The following is a 23,221-nucleotide window of genomic DNA, read 5'->3' as shown; positions in this document are numbered from 1 at the left end:
ATTTTTATCATACATTTTTTAGCGGAATTTATTGTAGATTTGCGGGGTTAGCTTACCGCGTCAGTCGAAATACTGAGATTGAAAATCACCATTCTAGGCATTTTGTTGCTGGCGGATTAGCGCTTGTCTATCCAAGGGACGGCTGTCATCATCCGAGCGATAAAAATAACCTCTTGATGTAAAGGGCCCACTATGTTGGCAAAGGTAAACCGCTTCTTCCCGTTGTTGGCACTGATAGGCGCAATGACAGCTTATCTGATACCTAGTTGGTTTACTGAGCTTAAATCCGCCATAGTGCCGCTGTTGGTGATCATCATGCTATCTATGGGGCTCACCTTAGATCTTCAGGATTTTGCTAATGCCTTCAAACAGAAACGTGCGGTACTCGCAGGACTCGTGCTGCAATTTTCTGTCATGCCGCTCAGTGCATTATTGATCAGCCTGTTATTAGGATTAGATAGGGAACTCACCATAGGCATGGTGTTAGTGGGCAGTGTTGCAGGCGGCACCGCCTCAAACGTGGTCTGTTATTTAGCGAAAGGCGACGTGGCTTTATCGATAACCATGACGGCACTGTCAACCTTAGCAGGCGTGGTGTTAACACCACTGATTATTAAGCTGTTGATTGGGGAAATGATCGATATACCCTTCGCCGATATGCTGCTGAGTTTAGTGAAAATTGTGCTGATCCCTGTCAGCGTTGGCGTGATTATCAATCATTTTTTTAAATCGCTGGTGGCTAAAGTCGCTCCTGCATTGCCACTGATTTCTATCTTGGCAATTGTGATGGCGATTACGATTATCGTGGCGTTAAATGCCAATCAGTTTGATAAAGTTGGCCCGATTATTCTGCTTGCCGTGTTCTTACATAATGGCCTTGGTCTCGCCTTAGGCTATTTCTGCTGCCGTTTATTAGGCTTTAACCACATAGTCTGTAAAACTATCTCCATCGAAGTTGGCCTACAAAACTCCGGTCTCGCCACTGCTTTATGTATTAAATTCTTTAGCCCCATTTCTGCCATTCCCAGCGCGATATTCTCGATATGGCATAATTTGTCTGGCGCCATGTTGGCGGGATATTGGGCGAGGGAATTGCAAGATTAATACCAATCGTATTAAATATCTGTTCATTCAGCGGGAGTTCAACGCGCTTTAGGCAAGGCGAAGGCTTGAAGGCATAGTGGTGCTCTGTCGAAAGCCTTAAACGCAGTATAAAGCGCGTTGCCATGTAGTGAACATCAGCCGCCCTTCGGGAGCCACACAGGCATCCCACTCCGGTGTTGCATAGACTTAAAAGGGAATAACCATTTCTGCGTCAATGCGCCTTGGATTGAGATGCCTGTGAGGCTCTGAACTGATTAGATATTTAATGTGATTGGTATAATGTTGCTGTTGAAAATAGACAATGCCTGTAACCTGAGCAAGCGCGGCCACAGGCTTAAATTGCTGTGACTAGTTAACCGGTAATGGGGTCTCGACAGGCATGAGTGTTAGCTGCAAGATATTTTCTTGCCGGCTTAATGCCAGTGGCAGTGTGTAGTTGGGAAAGCGTAATCCGAATACGGCACTTTGTTGTAACAAGTGATACAGCTGATCTGCCATGGTAATCGTTAAACTGGCGCAGCCATGTTCATCGACTCTGCCTTCTAGTGGTAAGGCGATTTTGTCAGCTAAGGTTAGATACGCCGCCATACGCCAGTGAGAGTTTTCTCCAATATTGTATGTGCTGCCATGCAGTTGGTTGTAGCCTAAACCACAGGCCTGCAAGCTTAATTGGGTTTTGGCCGCTGTTGGCAGCGAAATAATCTGTTGTCGCTGCTGTGCCAGAAACTTACCCCACGCCAGGCGATGAATAACTGAGTCCAGTGAGATGGGAACATACTGATCTTGCTGTTTTAGTGCATTAAAGCGGGCAATGCCCTGTTCCAATTTCGTGAGATCGTCTTCATATTCCAGTTGTGCCTTAAGCAGATTATATGCGGGCGTTTTAGCTTGTTCCATGCCGGCTAACGCCGCTTTCTCGAAGTATGCCAGTGCTTTCACTTTATCGGCTTCTGCGCCCAAACCGCGCTCTTCCATGCTGCCTAAATGATAGTTAGCGATGGCAACTTGACGCTTAGCACCTTGTAAAAATGCGGCTTTCGCGCCGCTGTAGTCATTTTCATTCAATAGCAGAGCGCCGTAGTTTGTCCACGCCGTACCGTCATCTGTTGCCATACCCAATTCTAGCCACTTTATGGCTTGCTGGCGTAACTGCGGGATGTTGAGGCTTTCTCTTTCGTTGCCGACACTTTGCATCGCCATTAAATAAGCACGCAGATACTCGCGTGAGGCATTATCCAGATAGAGGTTATCGGGCTGGAGTTTAAAGGCTTGCTCAAAGTAACTCCCCGCTTGCTGCGCCGCAGTGATTGCTTTCGCTAGATAGAACCTTGAGCTGGGATCTGCCGGACTGTGTGCTCGTCCTAGGCTATATAAGGTCGGTAGTTTAAGACCCCGCGCCAGCGCTTCTTCTAACAAGGGGATGGCCTGCGTTTTTCGATCATTATCCAGCGCCATGCTGCCTAGATTATGGCTGGCACGGGCCGAACCTAAGGCTCTGGCTTGTTCATAGTATTGGCTGGCGGTGGCATTGTCTTGCGTTACGCCACGGCCGAGATGGTAGGCTTTACCCAGTAGAAATAACGCATCAGCATTGTTTTCTGCTGCTTGCTGCTGTGCTTGTTGCAAGAAAGCGTCGTATTGTTGTTGCTCAAATAACTGTTCCAGCGCGGACTTTTCTGCGGTTGCTGCAAAGCTTACGGTCAACAGTAATAGGAGAGTAGCAATAGTGAATATCTTCATAACATCCTTGTCGTTAAGCGGGTACTTGTAAGCGGTAGTGCTAGTGAAGTTGTTTAACGTAGAGGCTTGTTATGCTACAAGCAAGCCTTGCGGTTTACCACTGTGTTATGGACAGGCGGATAAAATGAGGCTGTGAACTAAATATGACAAATGTACTGCTTAATGTATCGGGTACTTTGTTTATGAGTAATATAGAGTGTTGGCGTTATATGGAAGTCGATGATGGTGTGATTGATTTAATCCGAAGGTTTTTAGTTATACTCAATATTTAAGGATGAATAAATATGAAATTCTTACCTGATGAATGGATGATAATAAAGCGGGTAATTATATATATTGTTACTGCATATTCATTTACGGCGAGTAGCAATGAACTGCCTTTAAAAAGAGAAAGTATACTGCGCGTAGAGCATCCCAGCGCCATTCAATATACAAGTGCCCTAATCCAATCTGACACATCCAATACTTTAGTGTATGAATCTTGGAGTGGACATAATATGGAAAAAGCTTGGCTGAGGTATACACATTTAAATTTTGATCACGGCGTGTTAGATAAGGGGGTATTAGCCAATATTTTACCTGAAAGTCCTTCTAATATAGTCTCGTCCGTGAGTTTTGTTAACTTAAATGGCGAAGATTGGTTGTATTATATTGAGGCGCGTAGCTTTAAGTCTGAGGCTGATGTATTTCGAGCAAAATTGCGTAATGGAGTTTTAGTCGAAATAGAGCCGGTATCATTAAAGGATGCGATTGCGCCATCAAGTAATATTAAATTTCATCGAGTTAGTCGCAACAGCGTTGCTATTGTGTATACCGCCAAAAAATGTTGCAGTCTTTATTTTGCACTAAGTAATGATGGCGTCAAATTTGATAGCCCCTCGGATATAGATAGTTCAGGTTTCATGCCTTATCTTTCATCTTTCTCCGGTAGTGATATAGTCTATTTTTTTCAAAAATCCTTCCGCACAAGTAAAACTCAGCCCAGCGGTAAACCTGTCTATATCACTAAGACCCATTTTAGATTATCCCGTAATTTAGGGAAAACTTGGACAGAGGCTGTACCTATTAACTTGACTGATGTGACAGTGCACGATGCTAAGGCTATTATCAGACCAGATGGTAATATTGATATTTATTATGTTTATCCAATTCAAGACAGTAGTGGATTATCCCTGTGGCGTCGATGTTTGAACCCTGATGGTCAATTAGGTGTTGAGGAATTAGTGGTTGAGCCTAGTTTCGGCAATATTGCTAAGCCGACTCCCCATCGTCTTAATACTGGGGAATTACTCATTACCTTTGTCGAGCAAGGAAAAGTCGTATTAGAGGGTGATCATAATCTTCATGCTGCAATTATCTCCCGTGATGCTAGCTGTGATATTGGGCCAGCTGTAATTCAGTAGCCGTGACTTGATACGTTCTTTGCAGTTAAATAGCGACTCAATAAAAATTAAGCGAAATCCCTTGCGAGTTATGACACGCAAGGGATTTGTGTCGAGAGTGGACGAGTAAATATAAACTTAAAGCTTAAAATGCGAGACCACGCCGACGAGTTGTTCCTTTGTCGCGGCCAAAGAGGTTGCGCTATTGAGGGTGGCTTTACCGCTTTGATTCAGTTCATCGACCATTTCACGAATGGTGGCCAGATTACGGTTTATCTCTTCGGTCACAGCGCTTTGCTCTTCTGCTGCGGTGGCGATTTGATTACTTAGCCCATTAATATCGAACACATAAGTGGTCAGGGTATCGAGATTTTCCGTTACCAGATTGGTGGTATCGGCGGCTTGTTGGCAACTGTGTTTAGTTTGCTCCATTGCGGTTACGGCGGCATTGGCACCAAGATAAAGTTGTTCCAGCATCTGGTTGATTTCTGCTGTACTTGCTTGCGTGCGCGCGGCCAGTGAGCGAACTTCATCGGCGACAACAGCAAAGCCTCGACCTTGTTCACCTGCACGGGCGGCTTCGATGGCTGCATTAAGCGCTAGCAGATTGGTTTGATCGGCAATCTCGCCTATTACATTCAAAATCGCGGCGATATGACGGGTATTTTCGTTCATATCATTAATCGCATCAGCAGCGACATCGACTTTAGCGACCAAGGCAATCACAGTGTTGGCAGCTTGTTCGACGGCTTTCTTTGATTTATCCGCTTGTGCATTTGCTTGTTGAGTAAACTGGGCTGCGGATGCAGCATCACCCGCGACATTATGGGCTGTGGCGCTCATTTCAGTCATGGCTGTCACGACTTGGTCGGTTTCGACGGCGTGGATTTGCAGTGCATGATTATTGGCATTTGACTGCACATTCAATTGCCCAATTTGGTCGGACATATGATCCGATGCTTGGGCAATTTCAGACATAATTTCACGTAGATTACCTATCACGCTGTCGAGATCTTCTGCGAGTGAGCAGAGCTCATTTTGTCCTTTAATATTTGTTTTATGAGTTAGGTCGCCATGGGCAAGACGTTCCATTACCCGTTTTATCTCATTGATTATGTGGACGAGTTGTTTACTCATAATGAGGGCGCTGAAGAGTGACGCTACAATCGCGAACAAGATCAATCCCAGTAGGATGCTTTCTGTTGAGGTGACTTTATCTTCAGCTTGTTTGCCTAACTCATGATTTCGCTGAGTGATCAGCGTGACCAATTGGTTGATTTGATTACTGACCTTAGGCCCGAGCGCAGCACGCTCAGCGGTTAGTTCAGGTACTGCTCCAGTTCGTTTAGCGAGTGCCAGTTCTTCTTGGTAGAGACGAACATAATGTTCTGTTTGTGGCAAAAGTGTGTGAATAGCTTGAGCATCAGCGCCCATGAAGTCGGTATTAAATTTGGTCAGTTGAGAGACGAGTTGTGCAACCTTATGTTGTTGATCGGCGATAGCTTTACCGTTGTGGACTAAGGTGGCTAAGCGCAACTCAAAAAAGGATTCTCGTACTGTAGTGAAAGTTTCTGCGAGCTGAGTGTTGTCGACTAGGCTTTTACTGGTCTCACCGAGTTCGTTAAAACTGCGATAGCACGAAATACCTATGATGATCAGTAAGATACTTGTAAACACTGATGGCAATGCCGTCAATGTACTGGTTTTGGCATTTTTAAACATGGTGACCTTCTAGGATAAAAAGCAGCAATGCGTAATTTAATTACGCTATAGGTAATTTTAGCGTGCGCGTGAGCTAGCCAGCAAGAGAGTATTTTATGGAAATGTCTACTAAGATACTGTTTTTAATTGAATTGTTTTATTGGTGTTGCATCTGGTTGGTTGCTAGGTTACGAAATGTTGTGTTGTTTAAATTCAATTTTTATCTAGATGATTGTTTTTATTATTAAATAACTATGATACATGCAATTTTTTTACAGTGATTTAGCATTTAAATTGGTCTTTGTGATCTCATACTCAAATGCTACAAATGATTCAAAATGTAATTCAGACATATACTTAAAGCCGATGACTCATGCTGAAATAAAAGCCCCCGCCAGTAGTGATTGACGGGGGCTCTACGTTTGCTAGTGGCTAAGTATTTTTTGAATACCTACAACTAGATTTCAGTCTTATTCTTTATATTTAAGCGTGCCGTTGGCTTTGATTTCATCAAACCATAGGTTGTGATGTTGGCTTGCCCAGTTTTCATCACAGTAGCCTGACACCATACATTCCATACCACCTTCTGACATCACAGTTGCCATGAAGATGTGTACGATAGAGAAAGCACAGATCACGATAGCGCTCACTGAATGCAGTACCAGGGCGATCAAGCTTAATGTACGGCTTGGCTCGAACAGGTTAGGGAAGAGTAATAACATGCCCGAGGCTGAAATGACTAATCCAAACAGGGCAAATGCCCAGAACCACATTTTCTCACCCGCGTTAGCAAAACCTGCATCTGGGTGCTTACCTTTGAACGGACCAAAGTTAATGTAACCGCCTACTACCATGAACCACTTTACGTCGTACATTTTTGGCAGTTGGTTTTTCGCCCATAGGGTGGTCATCAATGCCCAACCTATCATGAAGGGAATTGCCATCACGTCATGGATTTGCTTCGCGCCATAGACGATTGCTTCCCAGATGCCTTCGCCCAACCAAGGTTGGAAGAAGAAGCGACCCGCCAGCAAGGTTAAGCCTGTTAAAATCAACAGTAAGCATGGAATCGCGCCTAACCAGTGGATTGAAACATCAAACTTAGACCAGCGATGCACTAACTTGCCTGAAAAACCATGGTGCAGCTTGGAGATGCCATTCACCTTGATAAATAGGACAAAGATAATGATCATACCGAATAGTGCTGCCATTAAGGCGGGCGCTAACCAGTCGCTACGCAGCGCTAATACCCGTAAATCGTAGGTATTGATCGGCTGAGCATGAAACTCACTTTGGGAGGTAGTGTATCCCGTGGCACCATCCTTCAGTTGCGCCCAAATTTGGGCATCAGACTGTTGAACTTGATTCGCCAGTTCATCACCACCATTGGCTATACACACAGCACTAAATAACAGTGCTATGGCTAAACCTATGTGTTTGAACCATTTGTTCATCATACATCCTCTCTCACTTAGTCGCGCCCACCTAGATAGGCGCTAAGCTAAGTCTGTGGACAGATCCTGTTGACCTGAATTAATTCCAAGCCGCGTTTTTAGCACCACGATAAGCCACACGCTCACGGAAGATGCTTGAAACCACTTCGGCATCACCCGCTAACAGGGCTTTAGTCGCACACAGTTCTGCACACATAGGCAGTTTGCCTTCGGCAATACGGTTTGAACCGTATTTTTGGCGTTCTGCATCTGAGTGGTTTTCTTCTGGGCCACCGGCACAGAAGGTACATTTATCCATCTTACCGCGGCTACCAAAGGCACCTTTTTTCGGGAACTGAGGTGCGCCAAATGGACAGGCGTAAAGGCAGTAACCGCAACCAATACAGGCATCTTTGTCGTGTAGCACTATGCCGTCGTCGGTTCTGTAGAAGCAGTTTGCTGGGCAAACCGCCATACAAGGTGCATCTGAGCAATGCATACAGGCGACAGAGATTGAGGCTTCACCACGTTGACCATCGTTGATCGTCACTACGCGGCGGCGTTGGATCCCCCACTCGAGAGCGGAGTCGTTTTCGTTTTTACAGGCAGTGACACAACCGTTACATTCGATGCAGCGCTTGGTATCACACAAAAATTTCATTGTAGCCATAATGGCAATTCTCCTAGCTTAAGCTGCACTTACGCTTTAACAATCTGACAGAGTGATGCCTTGGTTTCCTGCATTTGTGTCACAGGGTCATAACCATAGGTCAGCGCAGTGTTACAAGATTCACCAATAACGTAAGGCACTGTTCCCTCTGGATAATTAGGCGCTAAACTTTCTCCGTGCATCACACCCGCAAAGTGATATGGCATAAAGGTAACGCCGGGTTTTACCCTTGGGGTAACCATGGCTTGTACCTTAATACGGCCACCTTCGGCGCCTTCTAACCAGACGTCTTCACCGTTACGAATGCCGCGATCGGCAGCGTCGGCAGGGCTTATCTCAACGAACATTTCCTGTTGAAGTTCAGCCAGCCAAGGGTTGGAGCGAGATTCTTCACCACCACCTTCGTATTCAACCAGACGACCCGATGTCAGTACCAGCGGGTACTTGCCGCTCATGTCTTTGTCTTGGATAGACTTATACAGCGTAGGGAGACGGTGTACTTGCATGTCGTCATAGGTTGGGTATTTCGCCACTAAGTCACGACGTGCTGTGTATAACGGTTCACGGTGTACAGGGACTTGGTCAGGGAAAGTCCATACAATACAACGAGCTTTAGCATTACCAAAGGGGATACAACCGTGCTTGATCGCCACGCGCACTATGCCGCCTGACAAATCTGTTTTCCAGTTTTTACCTTCGGCTTCCGCTTTCTCTTCCGCCGTCAGATCATCCCACCAACCCAATTGTTTGAGCATATCGGCAGTAAATTCTGGGTAACCGTCTTGAATTTCAGCGCCTTTAGAATAAGTGCCATCGGCTAAAATGCTTTGACCCTTATATTCAACACCGTAACGGGCGCGGAAGTTACCACCGCCGTCTTTAACGTGTTTGGCTTGGTTATAAAGGATTTGAGTGCCAGGGTGTTTAGCCTCTGGTGTGCCCCAACATGGCCAAGGTAAACCGTAGGTTTCGCCTTTAGCTGGGCCGCCTGCGGCTTCCAACGTCTTGTTGCTGAAAGTGCCCCAGTTTTGGGTGTGTAACTTGATACGCTCAGGGCTTTGACCTGTCATACCGATAGTCCACATACCGCGGTTGATTTCACGGGTGATTTCTTCAATCACAGGTAAACCATTTTCAATCGCGATGCGTTTAGTGTACTGCTCGGCAATACCCAGTTTTTGGGCTAAACGGTACATGATTTCGATGTCGGTTTTAGACTCGAACAGTGGCTCGATGACTTGCTCACGCCACTGGATAGAACGGCCTGAGTTAGATACTGAACCGTGAGTCTCAAACTGAGTTGCCGCAGGCAGCAGATATACGCCATTCTTACGACGGTGCATAACACCTGCCATCGTTGGGAATGGGTCGACAACGACGACTGTGTCCATCTTGTCTAATGCATCACGCACTTCACGCTGACGGGTTTCAGTGTTGACAGATTGTCCCCAGAAAAACGCCATACGGATATTATCTTTCTGCGCTAATTTGCTCTTATCTTCTAACACTCCATCGTGCCAACGAGAACAAGGAATACCCGGTGTCGTCATTGGATCTTTGCCAAGGTAGGCTGTTTGATCGAAACGACCTTTCACCCATGCCATGTCCAGATCCCAAACATGGGTCCAGTGACTCCATGCTGCTGAGGTCAAACCGTAGTAACCGGGTAAGTTATCAAATAACAAACCTAAGTCCGTTGCGCCTTGTACGTTATCGTGGCCACGGAAAATGTTAGTGCCGCCACCTGAAACGCCCATGTTGCCCAGTGCTAATTGCAGAATACAATAAGCGCGAGTGTTGGCATTACCAACGTGGTGTTGAGTTCCACCCATACACCAAATCACAGTGCCAGGACGGTTATCAGCCATTAATTTAGCCGCTTGATAAACCTCGGCTTCGCTCACACCAGTGATGTTTTCGACTTCTTTAGGTGGGAATTTCTTCACTTCAGCACGGATACTTTCCATCTCGAATACGCGGTGCTTGATAAAGGTTTTATCTTCCCAACCATTTTCAAAAATGTGCCATAACATACCGTAAATAAAAGGAATATCAGTGCCTGGGCGAATTGCACAATGCAAGTCTGAATGCGCTGCAGTGCGAGAGAAACGTGGGTCAACGACGATGATTTTAGCGTTGTTTCTTTCTTTAGCTATCAGAATATGTTGCATCGAAACGGGATGCGCTTCTGCTGGGTTTGCCCCGATCAGGAAGATGGCATGAGCATTCTGGATATCGTTGAAAGAGTTCGTTTGCGCACCGTAGCCCCAAGTGTTAGCAACACCGGCTACCGTGGTAGAGTGACAAATACGAGCTGAATGGTCGACGTTGTTTGTGCCCCACATAGCCGCCAACTTGCGGTACATGTAACAACCTTCGTTAGAAAACTTAGCGCTACCCATGAAGTACACTGAGTCTGGGCCAGATTCTTTACGAATGTTGAGCATTTGGTCGCCCACTTCGTTAATAGCATCTTCCCAAGAGATTTTTTTCCACTTGCCATCAACCAACTTCATTGGATATTTCAGGCGTTTTTCACCATGACCATGCTCACGCAGTGCAGCACCTTTCGCGCAGTGACCGCCAGCGTTGAATGGGTGGTCAAATGCGGGTTCTTGGCCCGTCCACACACCATTTTGTACTTCGGCATACAGGCCACAACCGACGGCGCAGGCACTACAAATAGTACGTTTGATTTCGATTGGCGCATCATGCGGCACTTCTTTGGCTTCGACACGACGCATCATGCCTGTGCCCATCAGAGATGCTGCGGCAATACCACCTGTGGCGATACCTGCGTGCTTCATAAATTGACGACGGCTGATGCCTAACGCCGGTTTGTCTGCCACTGTGGCAACATTGGACTTGCGAGTTAACTTCATCGCTGACTTCTCCTAGATTAGCTGCGCAAGCTATCGTAATAGCTGCTGATATGCGCAGTTTCGTGGTAACCCTTTGACTCTTTAGTGGTTACCTTGCTGCTCTCGCTGGCCTGTGCCACGCTCATGCCGGTTGCGGCAATGGCGGCACCCGCTACGCTGCCGACGGTGAGCGCTTTGAGCAAAGATCGGCGAGATAAATCGCTGGGTTGCTGCTTCATGCTGACTCCTGAAATTAGGGTTTAGTTTTTGAGATCGCACGGCTTTTTGTGGGGTTCATCTTGTTATCAAAAAGTGAAGATTAGCGGCGAAAAAGATAATGAAATCATCTTGTTTACCATCAATCATCGCGCGTGACGGCAATATAGTAGGAAAGGGTTGAGTAGGAATTGATCTAGGACAGTTTGCAGCCCTGAAATCGGCGGCCGTTCTCTTAAAGCGTTAACTCGCTCATAGTTTAGTGAACTACTGGGGAGGATGGCGTTGGCGGATTTTTGTATCTCGCTGTTTCAGTTGTTAATTTTTTGTACTGTTGAATTAATGCGAGGGGTATCAGTGCGAATAAAAAACACCCCGCGAGGCGGGGTGTTTTGAGGATGTAAAAGCTGCGGTTTAACTTAGTCTTTATACTTTAAGCTGCCGTTGGCTTTGATTTCGTCATACCACAGGTTGTGGTGCTGGATTGCCCAGTTTTCATCACAATAGCCTGACTTCATACACTCCATACCGCCTTCGCTCAGTACGGTCGCCATCCAAATATGCACTATAGTAAAGGCAATCAAGATAATGGCGCTGATAGAGTGGATCAGCAGCGCGCCCATAGAGGCTTCGCGGGGTAAATCCAAGCCTGGTAATACCAACATGATGCCAGATACGCTGATGAATAAACCAAACAACATCAGGGTCCAGAACCACATTTTTTCACCGGCGTTAGCGAAACCACTGTCAGGGTGTTTACCTTTGAACGGGCCAAAGTTGATATAACCACCTACCACTAAAAACCATTTCAAATCATACATCTTGAAGGTTTGTAACGGCATCCATTTCACCACACATACAGCCCAAGCCGCGATAAAAATGGGACCAGCCCAATCGTGGATTGTTTTGCTGCCATAGATCAATGGCGCCCAAAGGTCGGGGCCTAACATTGGCTGTATGACATGCTTACCTAACATTATGGTTAGACCGGTAAACATCAGTGCCAGACAGCTGCTCGCCATGATCCAATGGATCCACAGATCCGCCTTTGACCAGCGCGAAACCATCTTGCCTGAAAAGCCATGACTTAGTTTTGATGGACCATTCACCAGATAAAACAATAAGAAAGCACCAAACACACCGACCACGGCTAGCGCCATGACGGGGGTTAAGTATTCATTTCTCAGTTCTTTACCTTGGTTACCGGCAACGTTAATCAACACCCCAGTATCTATCCCTTTGGCAGTGGTATAGCCGGCATCGCCTGCTTTTACCGCTCGCCAAAGATCGGCATCGCTGGTTTGCGCTTTCGCCTGTTGTTGACTCGATTGCTGATCACTTGCGTGTACTGGGTTTGAGCTCATGACTGAACCTAATCCCAATCCCATGACGAGCACCAACAGAGCAAACAGACTGCGCAGTGATTTGTTTAACTGTTTGTTTAACATTTTCACTCCTTGCCAGAGGTTAGGGATTTCTCCCTAACCCTCGCTCTGCTTAGTTAATCTCACCTGTCTTGGGGTTGTAACCCCAAATCACGTTAGGATTGCCTCGAGAGGCCATACGTTGACGGTAAATGTTTGATACCACTTCCGCATCACCTGCGAGCAGCGCTTTAGTAGAACAAAGCTCAGCACACATAGGTAACTTGCCCTCAGCAATACGGTTGGCACCGTATTTTTTACGCTCGGCTTCGGAGAATGTTTCTTCTGGGCCACCGGCACAGAAAGTACACTTGTCCATCTTGCCACGACTACCAAAGGCAGTCTTTTTCGGGAATTGCGGTGCACCAAATGGACAAGCATAGAAGCAATAACCACAACCGATACAAGTATCTTTGTTGTGCAGCACTATGCCGTCTTCGGTACGGTAGAAACAATCTGCCGGACATACGGCCATGCAGGGAGCGTCAGTACAGTGCATACAAGCTACTGAAATTGAGGCTTCGCCAGGTAGACCATCGTTGATCGTCACCACGCGGCGACGTTGAATTCCCCACTCGAGAGCGGAGTCGTTTTCGTTCTTACATGCAGTGACGCAACCGTTACACTCGATGCAGCGCTTGGTGTCACACAGAAATTTCATGACTGCCATAATGGCTTATCTCCTCATCAAGTAGGTTAGGCTTTGCTGATTTGGCATAGGCTGGACTTAGTTTCTTGCATCTGAGTCACAACGTCGTAGCCATAAGTTAAAATGGTGTTTGCAGATTCGCCTATCACGTAAGGCACAGTGCCTTCAGGATAGTTTTTCGCTAGGCTTTCGCCTTCAAACACCCCAGCAAAGTGGTATGGCATAAAACATTCACCGGCAATAACGCGCGGTGTCACCATAGCCTTAACCGTGATTTTGGCGCCTTCTGGACCATGAACAAAAACATTGTCACCGTCACGAATACCACGATCCGCTGCATCTGCAGGGTTCATTTCGATGAACATTTCTTGTTGTAGTTCAGCTAACCAAGGGTTAGAACGGGATTCTTCACCACCACCTTCATATTCCACTAGGCGGCCTGATGTGAGTGCCAATGGGAAGTCTTTAGCAAAATCCTTGTCTTGAATTGACTTATACAGTGTCGGTAAACGAGCAACCATACGATCTTCGTAGGTGGGGTATTTAGCGACTAAGTCACGACGAGGCGTGTAAAGTGGTTCGCGGTGGCGTGGAATATCGTCTGGGAATGTCCATACAATACAACGAGCTTTAGCGTTACCGTAAGGGATACAGCCGTGCTTGATAGCAACACGTTGGATACCGCCGGAAATGTCAGTTTTCCAGTTTTTGCCTTCGGCGTGTTTTTTCTCGTTTTCGGTCAGGTCATCCCACCAACCTAATTGCTTAAGCATATCGGCGGTAAATTCAGGATAGCCATCTTGGATCTCACTGCCTTTAGAGTAAGTACCTTCGGCAAGAATATTATTGCCTTCATGTTCCACACCATAGCGAGCACGGAAGTTACCGCCACCGTCTTTCACATGTTTGGCTTCGTTATACAGAATCTGGGTACCAGGATGTTTCATCTCTGGTGTCCCCCAACAAGGCCAAGGTAAGCCGTAGGTTTCGCCTTTGGCAGGACCGCCGGGGGCTTCTAGGCTATCAGCATCAAAAGTACCCCAGTTTTCTTGGTGCATTTTTAAACGCTCTGGGCTTTGTCCGGTATAACCGATAGTCCACATACCTGTGTTAAATTCGCGGGTGATATCTTCAATCAAAGGCTCTTCACCATTGACTTTAATATGCTTGAATAGCTCTTTATCTATACCCACTTTTTTGGCGAGTTTGTACATGATCACATGATCAGGCAGGGATTCGAACAGGGGCTCTATGACCTTAGAACGCCATTGTACTGAGCGGTTAGTCGCAGAGATTGAACCGTAGGTTTCAAACTGGGTTGCCGCAGGAAGTAAATAAACCCCATCTTGACGTTGGTGCATAACACCCGCCATGGTTGGGAATGGATCGACAACGACGACGGTATCCATTTTATTTAAAGCTTCACGCACTTCACGGCCACGGGTTTCAGTGTTGACCGATTGTCCCCAGAAGAACGCCAGACGAATATTGTCTTTTTGCGCTATCTTGGTTTTATCTTCTAACACGCCATCGTGCCAGCGCGAACAAGGAATACCCGCAGAGGTTTGCGGTTTTTGTCCTAGATATTCGCCTTGATCGAAACGGCTCGCTACCCAATTAGGGTCGAGATCCCACACATTATTCCAATGGGCCCAAGCGCCAGTCGTTAAACCGTAGTAACCCGGTAAGTTATCAAATAACAAACCAAAGTCGGTTGCGCCTTGCACGTTATCATGGCCACGGAAAATGTTAGTGCCGCCGCCAGGTACACCCATGTTGCCCAGTGCTAACTGTAAAAGACAGTAGGAGCGAGTGTTCGAGTTACCCACGTGGTGCTGAGTACCACCCATACACCAAATAATGGTGCCGGGTTTGGTTTCTGCCATCATTTTGGCGACGCGGTACATTTGCGCCTTTGGTACACCCGCAACTAACTCAACTTCTTCAGGGGTATACTTCTTCACTTCCTCGCGGATACGATCCATGCCATAGACACGGTGTTTGATAAACTCTTTATCTTCCCAGCCGTTTTCAAATATGTGCCATAACAGGCCATAAATGAAGGGGATGTCTGTGCCAGGACGGATATGCACGTACTCGTCAGATTTCGATGCAGTACGGGTGAAACGTGGATCAACAACGATGATTTTGGCACCGCGTTCTTTACCAATCAAAATATGCTGCATGGCAACAGGATGCGCTTCACTGGGGTTTGCCCCAATAAACATGATGCACTTAGAGTTGCGAATATCGTTGATTGAGTTGGTTTGCGCACCGTAGCCCCAAGTGTTAGCAACACCGGCTACCGTGGTAGAGTGACAAATACGGGCAGAATGGTCGACGTTGTTCGTACCCCACAATGCCGCAAATTTGCGATATAAATAAGCTTGTTCGTTAGAGAACTTAGCGCTACCCATAAAGTAGACCGAATCTGGGCCTGACTCTTGACGAATTGAAGCCATTTTATCGCCGACTTCATTAATCGCTTGATCCCAAGAGATCTTTTTCCATTTTCCGCCTTCTAACTTCATGGGGTATTTCAGGCGTTTTTCGCCGTGACCATGTTCACGCAGTGCAGCACCTTTCGCGCAGTGACCGCCAGCGTTGAACGGGTGATCGAATGCGGGTTCTTGACCCGTCCATACACCATTTTGTACTTCTGCATACACACCACAACCTACGGCACAGTGAGAACAGATGGTACGTTTGACTTCGGTGGGAACATTATGGCCAATATCTTCTTGGGCCTGTGCTTTACGCATCATGCCTGTGCCCAGCATGGACGCCGCAGCGATCCCTCCTGTGGCAAGACTTGCCGATTTTAAGAATTGACGACGATTGAGACCCAGTGCTGGCGCTTTAGCTTCGACAACCTGGTCTGTTTTGCGGGTTAATCGCATCACACACTCTCCTCTATTTTAGTTTTAAAGCGACGCATAATAGCTACGAATATGGTCGGTTTCGCGGTAGTTCTCACTTTTAGGCTCTGTGGTTGCTGCCGTTTTTGTCGAAGCTAACGCTTGACTACTCACAGTGACCACTGCGCCTGCCGCACTGCCGAGTGCCAATGCTTTAAGCAATTGACGACGGCCCATGTCGGAAGCTGGCTTCTTCATAGTGTCTCCTTGTGTTACTGGATAAGGTGGTACAAACGGCTACCACCTCGGTTATTGTGGAAGCCTAAGCTTCAGTTATTGTTGCGAAGGTGAACATTAATCTCACCTTCGCAGTTTGAACTCATCTCTAACATTTACATTTAGCACGCACATGCCGCGCTATCACTCAGTTTAGTCTTAGTTCATTAACTCTACTGGTTTTGCTAAATCGCTGGTGGCTGGCTGTAAGTCTGCGCTGCCTGGGCAATTGACTGGAATATCTAAGCTTAATTGCTCAAAAGCACTGGCTTCCATTGCAAAAAAAGCTTTTGCTAGCTGTGCAACCGTGGCGTAAAACGCCGCACTTGGCGCTTTGGCTAAATTGTCGCAAAAACGGCCAATCCAGCTGCCGATATGGCGTTGGTAAAAAGCCAATTGGCGATAACTTGGCGCTTCTAAAATCAGGGTACCCATCACTTCACACAGGGCAGCAACGTGATCTTCGGGTTCCTTGACGTTGTCTTCGCGTTCAAACCCCAGTTGCATTAAGTCTTGGCGTAGCAATGCCAGTGGTTTATCCATCAATGAGCCCGTCATAAACCAGCTGCCGTAGGGCAGGATCTCACCGCAACCTACACCGAGGAACAGGGCAAAATACTCGTCTTCTAGTTGTGCACTGTTGAACTGCTGTGCGGCGAGTTGGAGTGATAACCAAGCTTTAGTCATCTCGTTGTCTTCATTGGCATCAATTTCAAGATTGGCCAAAAACTGTAGCAGTTCAGGGCTTGGCTGACGGCGCAATAGGGCGGCTAACAGTTGATAGATATCGGCTCTCAACTGATCGTTTTCTGAAACTTGTCTTACTGATTCGGTCATAGCGGATCTCTTATCGCAGTTGCTTTTCAGGATCTTGAAGAATGTCTTCAAACATGTCTTTTACCCGGCAGTCGCCACACATTTTCAAGCGTTCAATATTGGCAGAAAATGCGCTGTGCGCGCCGACCATATCCAGCATCCGATGCACCATAGATTGGGTCGCAAAAGGAGAGCCGCAGCGAATACATTCGAAGGGGGCTTCTTCTTTCAGGGTGTGTTGTTGCTGACGGGCAGCTTTATTAAAGTTAATTTGCGGGGTAAGGCTGATAACCTTTTCAGGACACGCTGCCTCACATAAACCACATTGCACGCAGTTTTGCTCGATGAAGTGTAGTGCAGGTTTGTCGCCGCCATCTTGTAATGCCACGGTTGGGCAAATTGCCACGCAGGACATACACATAGTGCACTTTTCTACATTCACACTGACTTTGCCAAAGGGAATATTGCTGAGGCTAAGGCAAGTATCGATTTCACCCGCTTGGCTATTGAGGTGGTCGATCGCTTCAAATAGCGTATTGCGTTTAGTGGTCGACACAAATGCGGCGGGCACGATCACGGGCCAATCTAAGCTGATATCGAGTATCGAATGTAAATCGGCAAGCATGCTCGGGTCGATGAGGCTAATGCGTTGTGGCTGGCCCATTTCATCTAAAATGCTATTGGCTAACGACAGTTCGCCTTTAAGCATTTGCGTTAGGGTTGGCGCTGTTGCGTCTGTGTTGAGGATCAGCACTTGGCGCGCGCCCCAAGCGAGTACTGACAACCAATGATCGACGCTAGAAACGGTAATTTCTTCGAGGGCAACGGGGATGATGTCGCCTGCTAAATCGTCGCTAATAAAGTTGGCGCCGACAGCATTATCGTGGAACAAGATCACTGGTGCGGTTTGGGCTTGCTCGCGGAACCGACTAACGATTTTGTTCAGGTATGAATGCAAAGCTTGCGGCGTAGGTAAATCGTAACTGATGGCACCCGTTGGGCAAGCGCTGGTACAACTGCCTGCGCCGTGGCAAAGATATGGATCGATTTCAATTTTCTTTGCGACACTACTGATCGCATCTGCTGGGCAGAAGTTGAGGCAACGATTACAACCATTGATGCCATTGCGGTCGTGGGCACAGATATCTGAGTTAATTTTGACGTAGCGCGGCTTATCAAATTGGCCGATGAGATCGGGAATTTGCGCGAGGGCATCTTCGAGTTTTTCTGCGTCTTGGCCTACGTAAAAATAGCCGGGTGGCAGCATTTCTAAGTTCAAACAAGCTGCGCTGCTCAAATCGAGCACGATATCGAAATGGGGTTTACGGATTGACACTAAACTGAGTTCGGCAGCACCATCTTGATGTTCAACACTGACTTGGAATTGGCCTAAAAAGCCTTTTACGCCAATGAGTTTGTTGTAATAGCTTTCGACATCAGTTGCCGCTGCCATGACACGTTCTAGGTGCGCTTCATCTTGGCTGGTAATGGCTTCATTGGCTAAAATCACTCTATGGGCCATAGTGGACAATTTGTCCGCGGCGAGGCGAGCCAGATCTTCTGGGCCAATAATAAGAACATTGCCTTCGGTGGTATAGCTGACAGTTGGCGGGATCAGATTCTGCAACATCTGAGTTTGCGTTAATACCTGTTGTCGCGCTTGTTTTAACGCTTCTTGGGTTTGATTGGTCATCAAATAAGTGCTCACATTGCGTTCCTGAACAGTACTTTGGCTGTTTCTTGTTTTACTGTATCTGGGCAGATTTAGGCGGCTGGTAATAAGTAAGTCATTGCCTTTTCTGCTTTTATCTAAGCTTTTTTATATCTTAGTACAGCAATTCACATACCAAAGTTACGGACATTAAAATTAGCTAAACTGACGTTAAACAACTCGGGTATGTACCTGAGCTAAGGGCTCTGGTGCATTTTGGGGTAGGTCATCAGTCTCCCCATCCAAATTGTCCGTTATCGGCTCAGCTGCCCATTCGACTTCGACTTCATTAGTCTCATGAGTTGTTGTTTCGCTTACATCAAGACTCGTGGATGGATTGCTTTCTTCAGTTTGTTTGGCTAAAACAGCTGATTCTTCATCCGAGGTCTCGCTGTCTTCGGCTATGTAACGGAAGACTTTTTGCATCAATTCAGCTGAGACTTCTGCACTGAGTTTCGGTTGATTACTGTAATCGAGTGCATATTCCAAAAGCCCATCTATCTCGTTGAAATGCGGTTGTTTCCACAGTGCACGTAGCGCTGCTGATTTAGCCGCAGGGTCAACATTGGCGCCCATAAAACTCGCAAAGCTGCCGCCTACTTCAATTTCGTCGGGATTGGGTAAATCCGCTGCAGTGAGGATGCGATTAGGATCGTCATGCTCTGCAGTATTAGGTTCAAAGGCTGACTCTGTGGGTTGAAGCTGCTCAACTGCCATAGTAGGCTCGGCTACGATGGCCTCCTGAGGTGTGATTTCCCCGTCAGCCTCCCGCGCTTCCTCTGCTGCAACTTGTTCGCGCCGTTGGTTCCAGCGACTCAGTAGCCCGCCTGTTTTTTGTATGGATTCAGCCATTAGTCCCTCCGCAATGGATCGTGACTTGGGCCTTGATTATTACGGCCATCGACATGTTTACGGCGATGAGCGGCAATTTCGACTTCACCATATTGGGTGATAAAAGCTTCAATCCAACAAGCAATAGCTTTTGGCATCAATAAGTTGAGGACAGGGGTATTGCCCTCAAGGCAACCCGCCGCGACATTCTGATCCGCCGATAATGCCGCAGGTATCCAAGTGCCATCGGCCGTTTCATCACATACTAAATACAGCATGGCGTTATCTAAATCGAGATTGAGGCGATAGCTGGCGCGTTCGTCTTTGTGCAGTTCGAGTAGCACTAAGGTTGCATCGTCTGGGGCTTGATGGGTGGCGGGAAGTAGGTGATCAATTTCCCATTGTACTGAGGTCCAGCGGCCAACTTGCTTCTCTACTTTCTTGAGTGAAACGTACATAGGCCAAACACTAGTTGTATGTTGCATTGTCTCTCCGTCTCAGCCGTGTTGATGGACAAACCGTAGAGTGAACGGTTCGGTTTTACCAACAAATTGCGATAAAAGGTCACTGCAATATTGGTGCCAGTAAACATAGTGGATTAGTTTGAGCTAGATCATCAAAAACACCCTATAAATTGGACATTTTGTCCAGTACAGGATTTTGTTTGGGACATAAAAGGGCTAATGAAAAATCAGCATTGCGGCAGATCACGCATTTAACCCCAATTTTTATGTCTAGGTATAAATATTGCTATGCTCTGGCCATGACTCGTTAAGCGGTAACATTATGATCTCTGAAAATATCACTATTCCTGATAACAACATGAGCACAGATAGCGAAATAGCGGCAGCCAATCCTTCTCAAAAAACTCAGCATCAGTGTTCTTTTGTGAGAACTCAAGTGGAAGTACCGCTAACCATTGCTGTAAAAGCAGTGAATGAAGCCGGGGAAGTGATGGATAAATTTGTCGCCTGCGAACGTCCGCTTACCGTGTATTTGAACTGGCGACCAATAGTGACACTTATGACCCTAGGGGCGAAACCTGAGTCACTGGCGTTAGGCTATCTTAAGAACCAAGGCTTTATTTCGGATGTGAGCTTACTGGACTCTGTTATCGTCGATTGGGATGTGAGTTCTGCAGCCGTGGTTACCCGTGAACAAACCGCTGATCTTGATGAGAAACTCTCCGAAAAAACGGTGACATCAGGCTGTGGTCAAGGCACGGTTTATGGCAGTTTTATGCAAGATTTAGACGGCATCAATTTACCAACGCCAAGTCTTAAGCAAAGCACCCTTTATAGCTTATTGAAAAATATCAACGAATATAATGAAACCTATAAAAATGCGGGTGCTGTGCACGGTTGTGGCTTGTGTGAAGACGATAAAATTATGGCTTTCGTCGAGGATGTTGGCCGTCATAATGCCGTAGATACTTTGGCTGGGGATATGTGGCTGACTCAGGATCGCGGCGATAATAAGATATTTTATACCACTGGCCGCTTAACTTCGGAAATGGTGATTAAAGTCGCCAAAATGGGGATCCCTATTTTGCTATCACGCAGTGGCGTGACTCAGATGGGCTTAGCACTAGCGCAGCAGTTGGGTATTACTATTATTGCCCGCGCCAAAGGTCGTCACTTTTTGGTGTACCACGGTAGTGAAAATCTGCAGTTTGATGCCAATACGGCTCCTTAGCCCCAAGTTAGCTAAGACAGTAATGCTAAGACTTACATGCAGTAACGAAGAATAAGACAAGGAAACAAGATGACGTCTGCCAGTGAATTGGTCTACATGAGCGCGAAGCAAGTGGCTGAGTATTTAGATCTTAATGAGAAAAAAGTCTACGCCATGGCTAATGACAGAATTCTCCCCGCCACTAAAATCACCGGTAAATGGCTATTTCCGAAAGTGTTAATCGACCGTTGGGTAATGGATTCTTGCCACAGTGGCATGCTGACCGACCGTTTATTGATCACTGGTAGTGACGATCCACTATTATCTATGCTGGTGGCGCGTTTGATGGCGCAAGTTGGTAGCCGTGAGTTGATAAGCTACAGCGCAACAGGTTCACGCTTAGGGTTAGAGTTGCTTGCTAAAGGTTATGCCGATGTGTGCACCTTACACTGGGGTAGCATGGAGGATAGAAATATTCGCCACCCAGCTTTACTTAAAGGTTATAACAACCATCAACAATGGATCATGGTGCATGGTTACTCCCGTCAGCAAGGGTTGATCATGCGTGCCGATATGCACCACAGATGCCAAGAAGAAGATAAAGTCGTGAACTTGCCTTGGCGTTGGGTGAGTCGTCAGGGGGGCGCAGGTAGCCAACAGCACTTAGAGCATTGGTTGTTAAAGCAAGGTGCTCGCTTAGATCAACTTAATGTCGTGCTAACTGCCTATAGTGAACGCGAGTTGGCGGGTTATATCGCTAGGGGTGATGCCGATATTGGTTTTGGTTGTCAATCTGTGGCTTTGGAAAGTGGTTTAAGTTTCGTGCCACTGATTAAAGAGTCTTTCGATTTCGTTATGCCGCAAAGCATTTACTTCCGTCGTCAGCTTCAACAACTTTTTACTATGTTGGCGAGTGGTCACTCGAGGCAAATGGCGGCACTACTTGGTGGCTATGATCTTACAGACTGCGGACAACTGCTATGGAGTGCGAGCTAATCCACTCAACTCGGTAATGGATTAAGGTGAATAGAGTTGAATGGTCTCTGAACTACTTATTACTGCTACTACTATTATATGCTGATATCTAATGTAGCCAGTTGCTCTAACGAATAAGTATCAAGGAGACCCTCTTTCTATTGCTGAGTACATCGTTTCGACTTTCTATGGTGGGTTGATGGGAGGCAACTACTATATATAAGTAAAGTATCTTCATCGCCAAATACACTCAGAGTGTCATCTTCTTCTGTTGTTCCCCGTAATTCTCCCATTAACGACTCTATATAAAAGTGGAGGTGAGATATTCCAGTTCGAGCAGCCGTTATTCTCATTTAAATCTGATAGCATTCATGCTCATGATCCCTTTGTCTTGATACTGTACGCTGGCAATCAATTGGGCCAAATTACAGATAAAGCGCTATTTTGTGGATAACTTTGGGGGTAAGTGGTGGGTATGGTGTGGCTAGATTAGATAATTAGAATTAACTGCAAATTTCCTTAAAATAGGGGTTGCACAAAAAGTTTCACTGCCTATAATGCGCATCCACTGACACGGCAGGCAGCGTTAAGCAGCCTGATGTGACAGTTCATCAATGAGTTTACTGATTGATGAGTGTTGAGAAAGTTTGCAAAAACTCCTTGACGCGAAACGGGAAATGCGTAGAATACGCAGCCCTAGCCAACTGGAAGCGTTCGACGCTCAGTGTGGTACTCACCTTCTCTTATGAGGTTGAGTTGCTCTTTAACAAGATAAAACAAGAAATCTGTGTGGACACTCACAGGTGTTGAGTTAATCGAAACTGCTTAACCTTTGGGTTGGCAGTCAAAAATTTAAATCAATGTAACAATGAGTGTTCATAGCAATATGTACAGTTTGTT

18 protein-coding genes are annotated in these 23,221 nt (G+C 46.5%); 4 read left to right on the top strand and 14 right to left on the bottom strand.

Annotated features, from left to right (window positions below; genetic code table 11):
* Positions 1-192 precede the first annotated feature (192 nt).
* A complete protein-coding gene (locus L5L97_RS15005) occupies positions 193-1,104 on the top strand; it encodes a bile acid:sodium symporter family protein (RefSeq protein WP_263182595.1) in 912 nt (303 codons plus the stop codon).
* A gap of 348 nt (positions 1,105-1,452) precedes the next feature.
* Here the strand turns inward: L5L97_RS15005 and L5L97_RS15000 are convergent, their stop codons facing one another.
* Positions 1,453-2,844 (bottom strand): tetratricopeptide repeat protein, encoded by a 1,392-nt coding sequence (locus tag L5L97_RS15000; protein ID WP_263182593.1) that lies wholly within the window; start codon positions 2,842-2,844, stop codon positions 1,453-1,455.
* A gap of 284 nt (positions 2,845-3,128) precedes the next feature.
* Here L5L97_RS15000 and L5L97_RS14995 point away from each other — a divergent pair, with 284 nt between their 5' ends.
* Positions 3,129-4,247: a hypothetical protein gene (locus L5L97_RS14995; RefSeq protein WP_263182591.1), complete on the top strand. Its 1,119-nt coding sequence runs from the start codon at positions 3,129-3,131 to the stop codon at positions 4,245-4,247.
* A gap of 117 nt (positions 4,248-4,364) precedes the next feature.
* Here the strand turns inward: L5L97_RS14995 and L5L97_RS14990 are convergent, their stop codons facing one another.
* The 13 genes from L5L97_RS14990 to L5L97_RS14930 all read right to left on the bottom strand — a co-directional run bounded on the left by L5L97_RS14990 (position 4,365) and on the right by L5L97_RS14930 (position 20,157).
* Positions 4,365-5,948, bottom strand: a complete 1,584-nt coding sequence (locus L5L97_RS14990; protein WP_263182590.1) for a methyl-accepting chemotaxis protein — start codon at positions 5,946-5,948, stop codon at positions 4,365-4,367.
* 449 nt (positions 5,949-6,397) lie between these two features.
* A complete protein-coding gene (locus L5L97_RS14985; protein WP_131525797.1) occupies positions 6,398-7,381 on the bottom strand; it encodes a formate dehydrogenase subunit gamma in 984 nt (327 codons plus the stop codon).
* Positions 7,382-7,460: 79 nt separating this feature from the next.
* A complete protein-coding gene (gene fdh3B, locus L5L97_RS14980) occupies positions 7,461-8,030 on the bottom strand; it encodes a formate dehydrogenase FDH3 subunit beta (protein ID WP_105250558.1) in 570 nt (189 codons plus the stop codon).
* Between the two features lie 29 nt (positions 8,031-8,059).
* Positions 8,060-10,912, bottom strand: coding sequence for a molybdopterin-dependent oxidoreductase (locus L5L97_RS14975; RefSeq protein WP_131525790.1), 2,853 nt, complete (start codon positions 10,910-10,912; stop codon positions 8,060-8,062).
* 17 nt (positions 10,913-10,929) lie between these two features.
* Positions 10,930-11,130 (bottom strand): twin-arginine translocation signal domain-containing protein, encoded by a 201-nt coding sequence (locus L5L97_RS14970; RefSeq protein ID WP_253989766.1) that lies wholly within the window; start codon positions 11,128-11,130, stop codon positions 10,930-10,932.
* A 396-nt stretch (positions 11,131-11,526) separates the two neighbouring features.
* Positions 11,527-12,555 (bottom strand): formate dehydrogenase subunit gamma, encoded by a 1,029-nt coding sequence (locus L5L97_RS14965; protein ID WP_113940318.1) that lies wholly within the window; start codon positions 12,553-12,555, stop codon positions 11,527-11,529.
* A gap of 49 nt (positions 12,556-12,604) precedes the next feature.
* Entirely contained in the window at positions 12,605-13,201 is a 597-nt protein-coding gene (gene fdh3B / locus L5L97_RS14960; RefSeq protein WP_006083566.1) for a formate dehydrogenase FDH3 subunit beta, read from the bottom strand.
* Between the two features lie 26 nt (positions 13,202-13,227).
* Positions 13,228-16,080, bottom strand: coding sequence for a formate dehydrogenase subunit alpha (locus L5L97_RS14955; protein WP_263182722.1), 2,853 nt, complete (start codon positions 16,078-16,080; stop codon positions 13,228-13,230).
* A 24-nt stretch (positions 16,081-16,104) separates the two neighbouring features.
* The gene (locus L5L97_RS14950) at positions 16,105-16,296 is read right to left on the bottom strand and encodes a twin-arginine translocation signal domain-containing protein (protein ID WP_113940320.1); all 192 of its coding nucleotides are present in this window, start codon (positions 16,294-16,296) and stop codon (positions 16,105-16,107) included.
* A 177-nt stretch (positions 16,297-16,473) separates the two neighbouring features.
* Positions 16,474-17,151, bottom strand: a complete 678-nt coding sequence (locus L5L97_RS14945; protein ID WP_263182587.1) for a molecular chaperone — start codon at positions 17,149-17,151, stop codon at positions 16,474-16,476.
* Positions 17,152-17,161: 10 nt separating this feature from the next.
* Positions 17,162-18,823: a 4Fe-4S binding protein gene (locus L5L97_RS14940; RefSeq protein WP_263182720.1), complete on the bottom strand. Its 1,662-nt coding sequence runs from the start codon at positions 18,821-18,823 to the stop codon at positions 17,162-17,164.
* Positions 18,824-19,012: 189 nt separating this feature from the next.
* Entirely contained in the window at positions 19,013-19,693 is a 681-nt protein-coding gene (locus L5L97_RS14935; RefSeq protein WP_263182586.1) for a DUF3306 domain-containing protein, read from the bottom strand.
* Entirely contained in the window at positions 19,693-20,157 is a 465-nt protein-coding gene (locus tag L5L97_RS14930; RefSeq protein WP_105250549.1) for a DUF3305 domain-containing protein, read from the bottom strand. Before L5L97_RS14930 ends, L5L97_RS14935 begins: the two co-directional genes overlap by 1 nt.
* A 337-nt stretch (positions 20,158-20,494) precedes the next feature.
* Between L5L97_RS14930 and L5L97_RS14925 the strand changes: the two genes are divergently transcribed.
* Together L5L97_RS14925 and L5L97_RS14920 are read left to right on the top strand one after the other, a co-directional pair.
* Positions 20,495-21,367, top strand: coding sequence for a formate dehydrogenase accessory sulfurtransferase FdhD (locus tag L5L97_RS14925; protein WP_263182718.1), 873 nt, complete (start codon positions 20,495-20,497; stop codon positions 21,365-21,367).
* Positions 21,368-21,436: 69 nt separating this feature from the next.
* Positions 21,437-22,342, top strand: coding sequence for a helix-turn-helix transcriptional regulator (locus L5L97_RS14920; RefSeq protein ID WP_006083558.1), 906 nt, complete (start codon positions 21,437-21,439; stop codon positions 22,340-22,342).
* The last annotated feature ends 879 nt before the right edge of the window (positions 22,343-23,221 follow it).

The sequence above is a fragment of the Shewanella sp. SM71 genome, from assembly GCF_025653905.1.
GTDB classification, from domain to species: domain Bacteria; phylum Pseudomonadota; class Gammaproteobacteria; order Enterobacterales; family Shewanellaceae; genus Shewanella; species Shewanella oncorhynchi.
Note: the sequence above shows the minus strand (reverse complement) of the source record. Positions and strands in the feature narration are given on the sequence as shown.

Coding starts and splice junctions, on each gene's coding strand:
- L5L97_RS15005 (WP_263182595.1), top strand. CDS start 193: ATGTTGGCAAAGGTAAACCGCTTCTTCCCGTTGTTGGCACTGATAGGC.
- L5L97_RS15000 (WP_263182593.1), bottom strand. CDS start 2,844: ATGAAGATATTCACTATTGCTACTCTCCTATTACTGTTGACCGTAAGC.
- L5L97_RS14995 (WP_263182591.1), top strand. CDS start 3,129: ATGAAATTCTTACCTGATGAATGGATGATAATAAAGCGGGTAATTATA.
- L5L97_RS14990 (WP_263182590.1), bottom strand. CDS start 5,948: ATGTTTAAAAATGCCAAAACCAGTACATTGACGGCATTGCCATCAGTG.
- L5L97_RS14985 (WP_131525797.1), bottom strand. CDS start 7,381: ATGAACAAATGGTTCAAACACATAGGTTTAGCCATAGCACTGTTATTT.
- fdh3B (WP_105250558.1), bottom strand. CDS start 8,030: ATGGCTACAATGAAATTTTTGTGTGATACCAAGCGCTGCATCGAATGT.
- L5L97_RS14975 (WP_131525790.1), bottom strand. CDS start 10,912: ATGAAGTTAACTCGCAAGTCCAATGTTGCCACAGTGGCAGACAAACCG.
- L5L97_RS14970 (WP_253989766.1), bottom strand. CDS start 11,130: ATGAAGCAGCAACCCAGCGATTTATCTCGCCGATCTTTGCTCAAAGCG.
- L5L97_RS14965 (WP_113940318.1), bottom strand. CDS start 12,555: ATGTTAAACAAACAGTTAAACAAATCACTGCGCAGTCTGTTTGCTCTG.
- fdh3B (WP_006083566.1), bottom strand. CDS start 13,201: ATGGCAGTCATGAAATTTCTGTGTGACACCAAGCGCTGCATCGAGTGT.
- L5L97_RS14955 (WP_263182722.1), bottom strand. CDS start 16,080: ATGCGATTAACCCGCAAAACAGACCAGGTTGTCGAAGCTAAAGCGCCA.
- L5L97_RS14950 (WP_113940320.1), bottom strand. CDS start 16,296: ATGAAGAAGCCAGCTTCCGACATGGGCCGTCGTCAATTGCTTAAAGCA.
- L5L97_RS14945 (WP_263182587.1), bottom strand. CDS start 17,151: ATGACCGAATCAGTAAGACAAGTTTCAGAAAACGATCAGTTGAGAGCC.
- L5L97_RS14940 (WP_263182720.1), bottom strand. CDS start 18,823: ATGACCAATCAAACCCAAGAAGCGTTAAAACAAGCGCGACAACAGGTA.
- L5L97_RS14935 (WP_263182586.1), bottom strand. CDS start 19,693: ATGGCTGAATCCATACAAAAAACAGGCGGGCTACTGAGTCGCTGGAAC.
- L5L97_RS14930 (WP_105250549.1), bottom strand. CDS start 20,157: ATGCAACATACAACTAGTGTTTGGCCTATGTACGTTTCACTCAAGAAA.
- L5L97_RS14925 (WP_263182718.1), top strand. CDS start 20,495: ATGAGCACAGATAGCGAAATAGCGGCAGCCAATCCTTCTCAAAAAACT.
- L5L97_RS14920 (WP_006083558.1), top strand. CDS start 21,437: ATGACGTCTGCCAGTGAATTGGTCTACATGAGCGCGAAGCAAGTGGCT.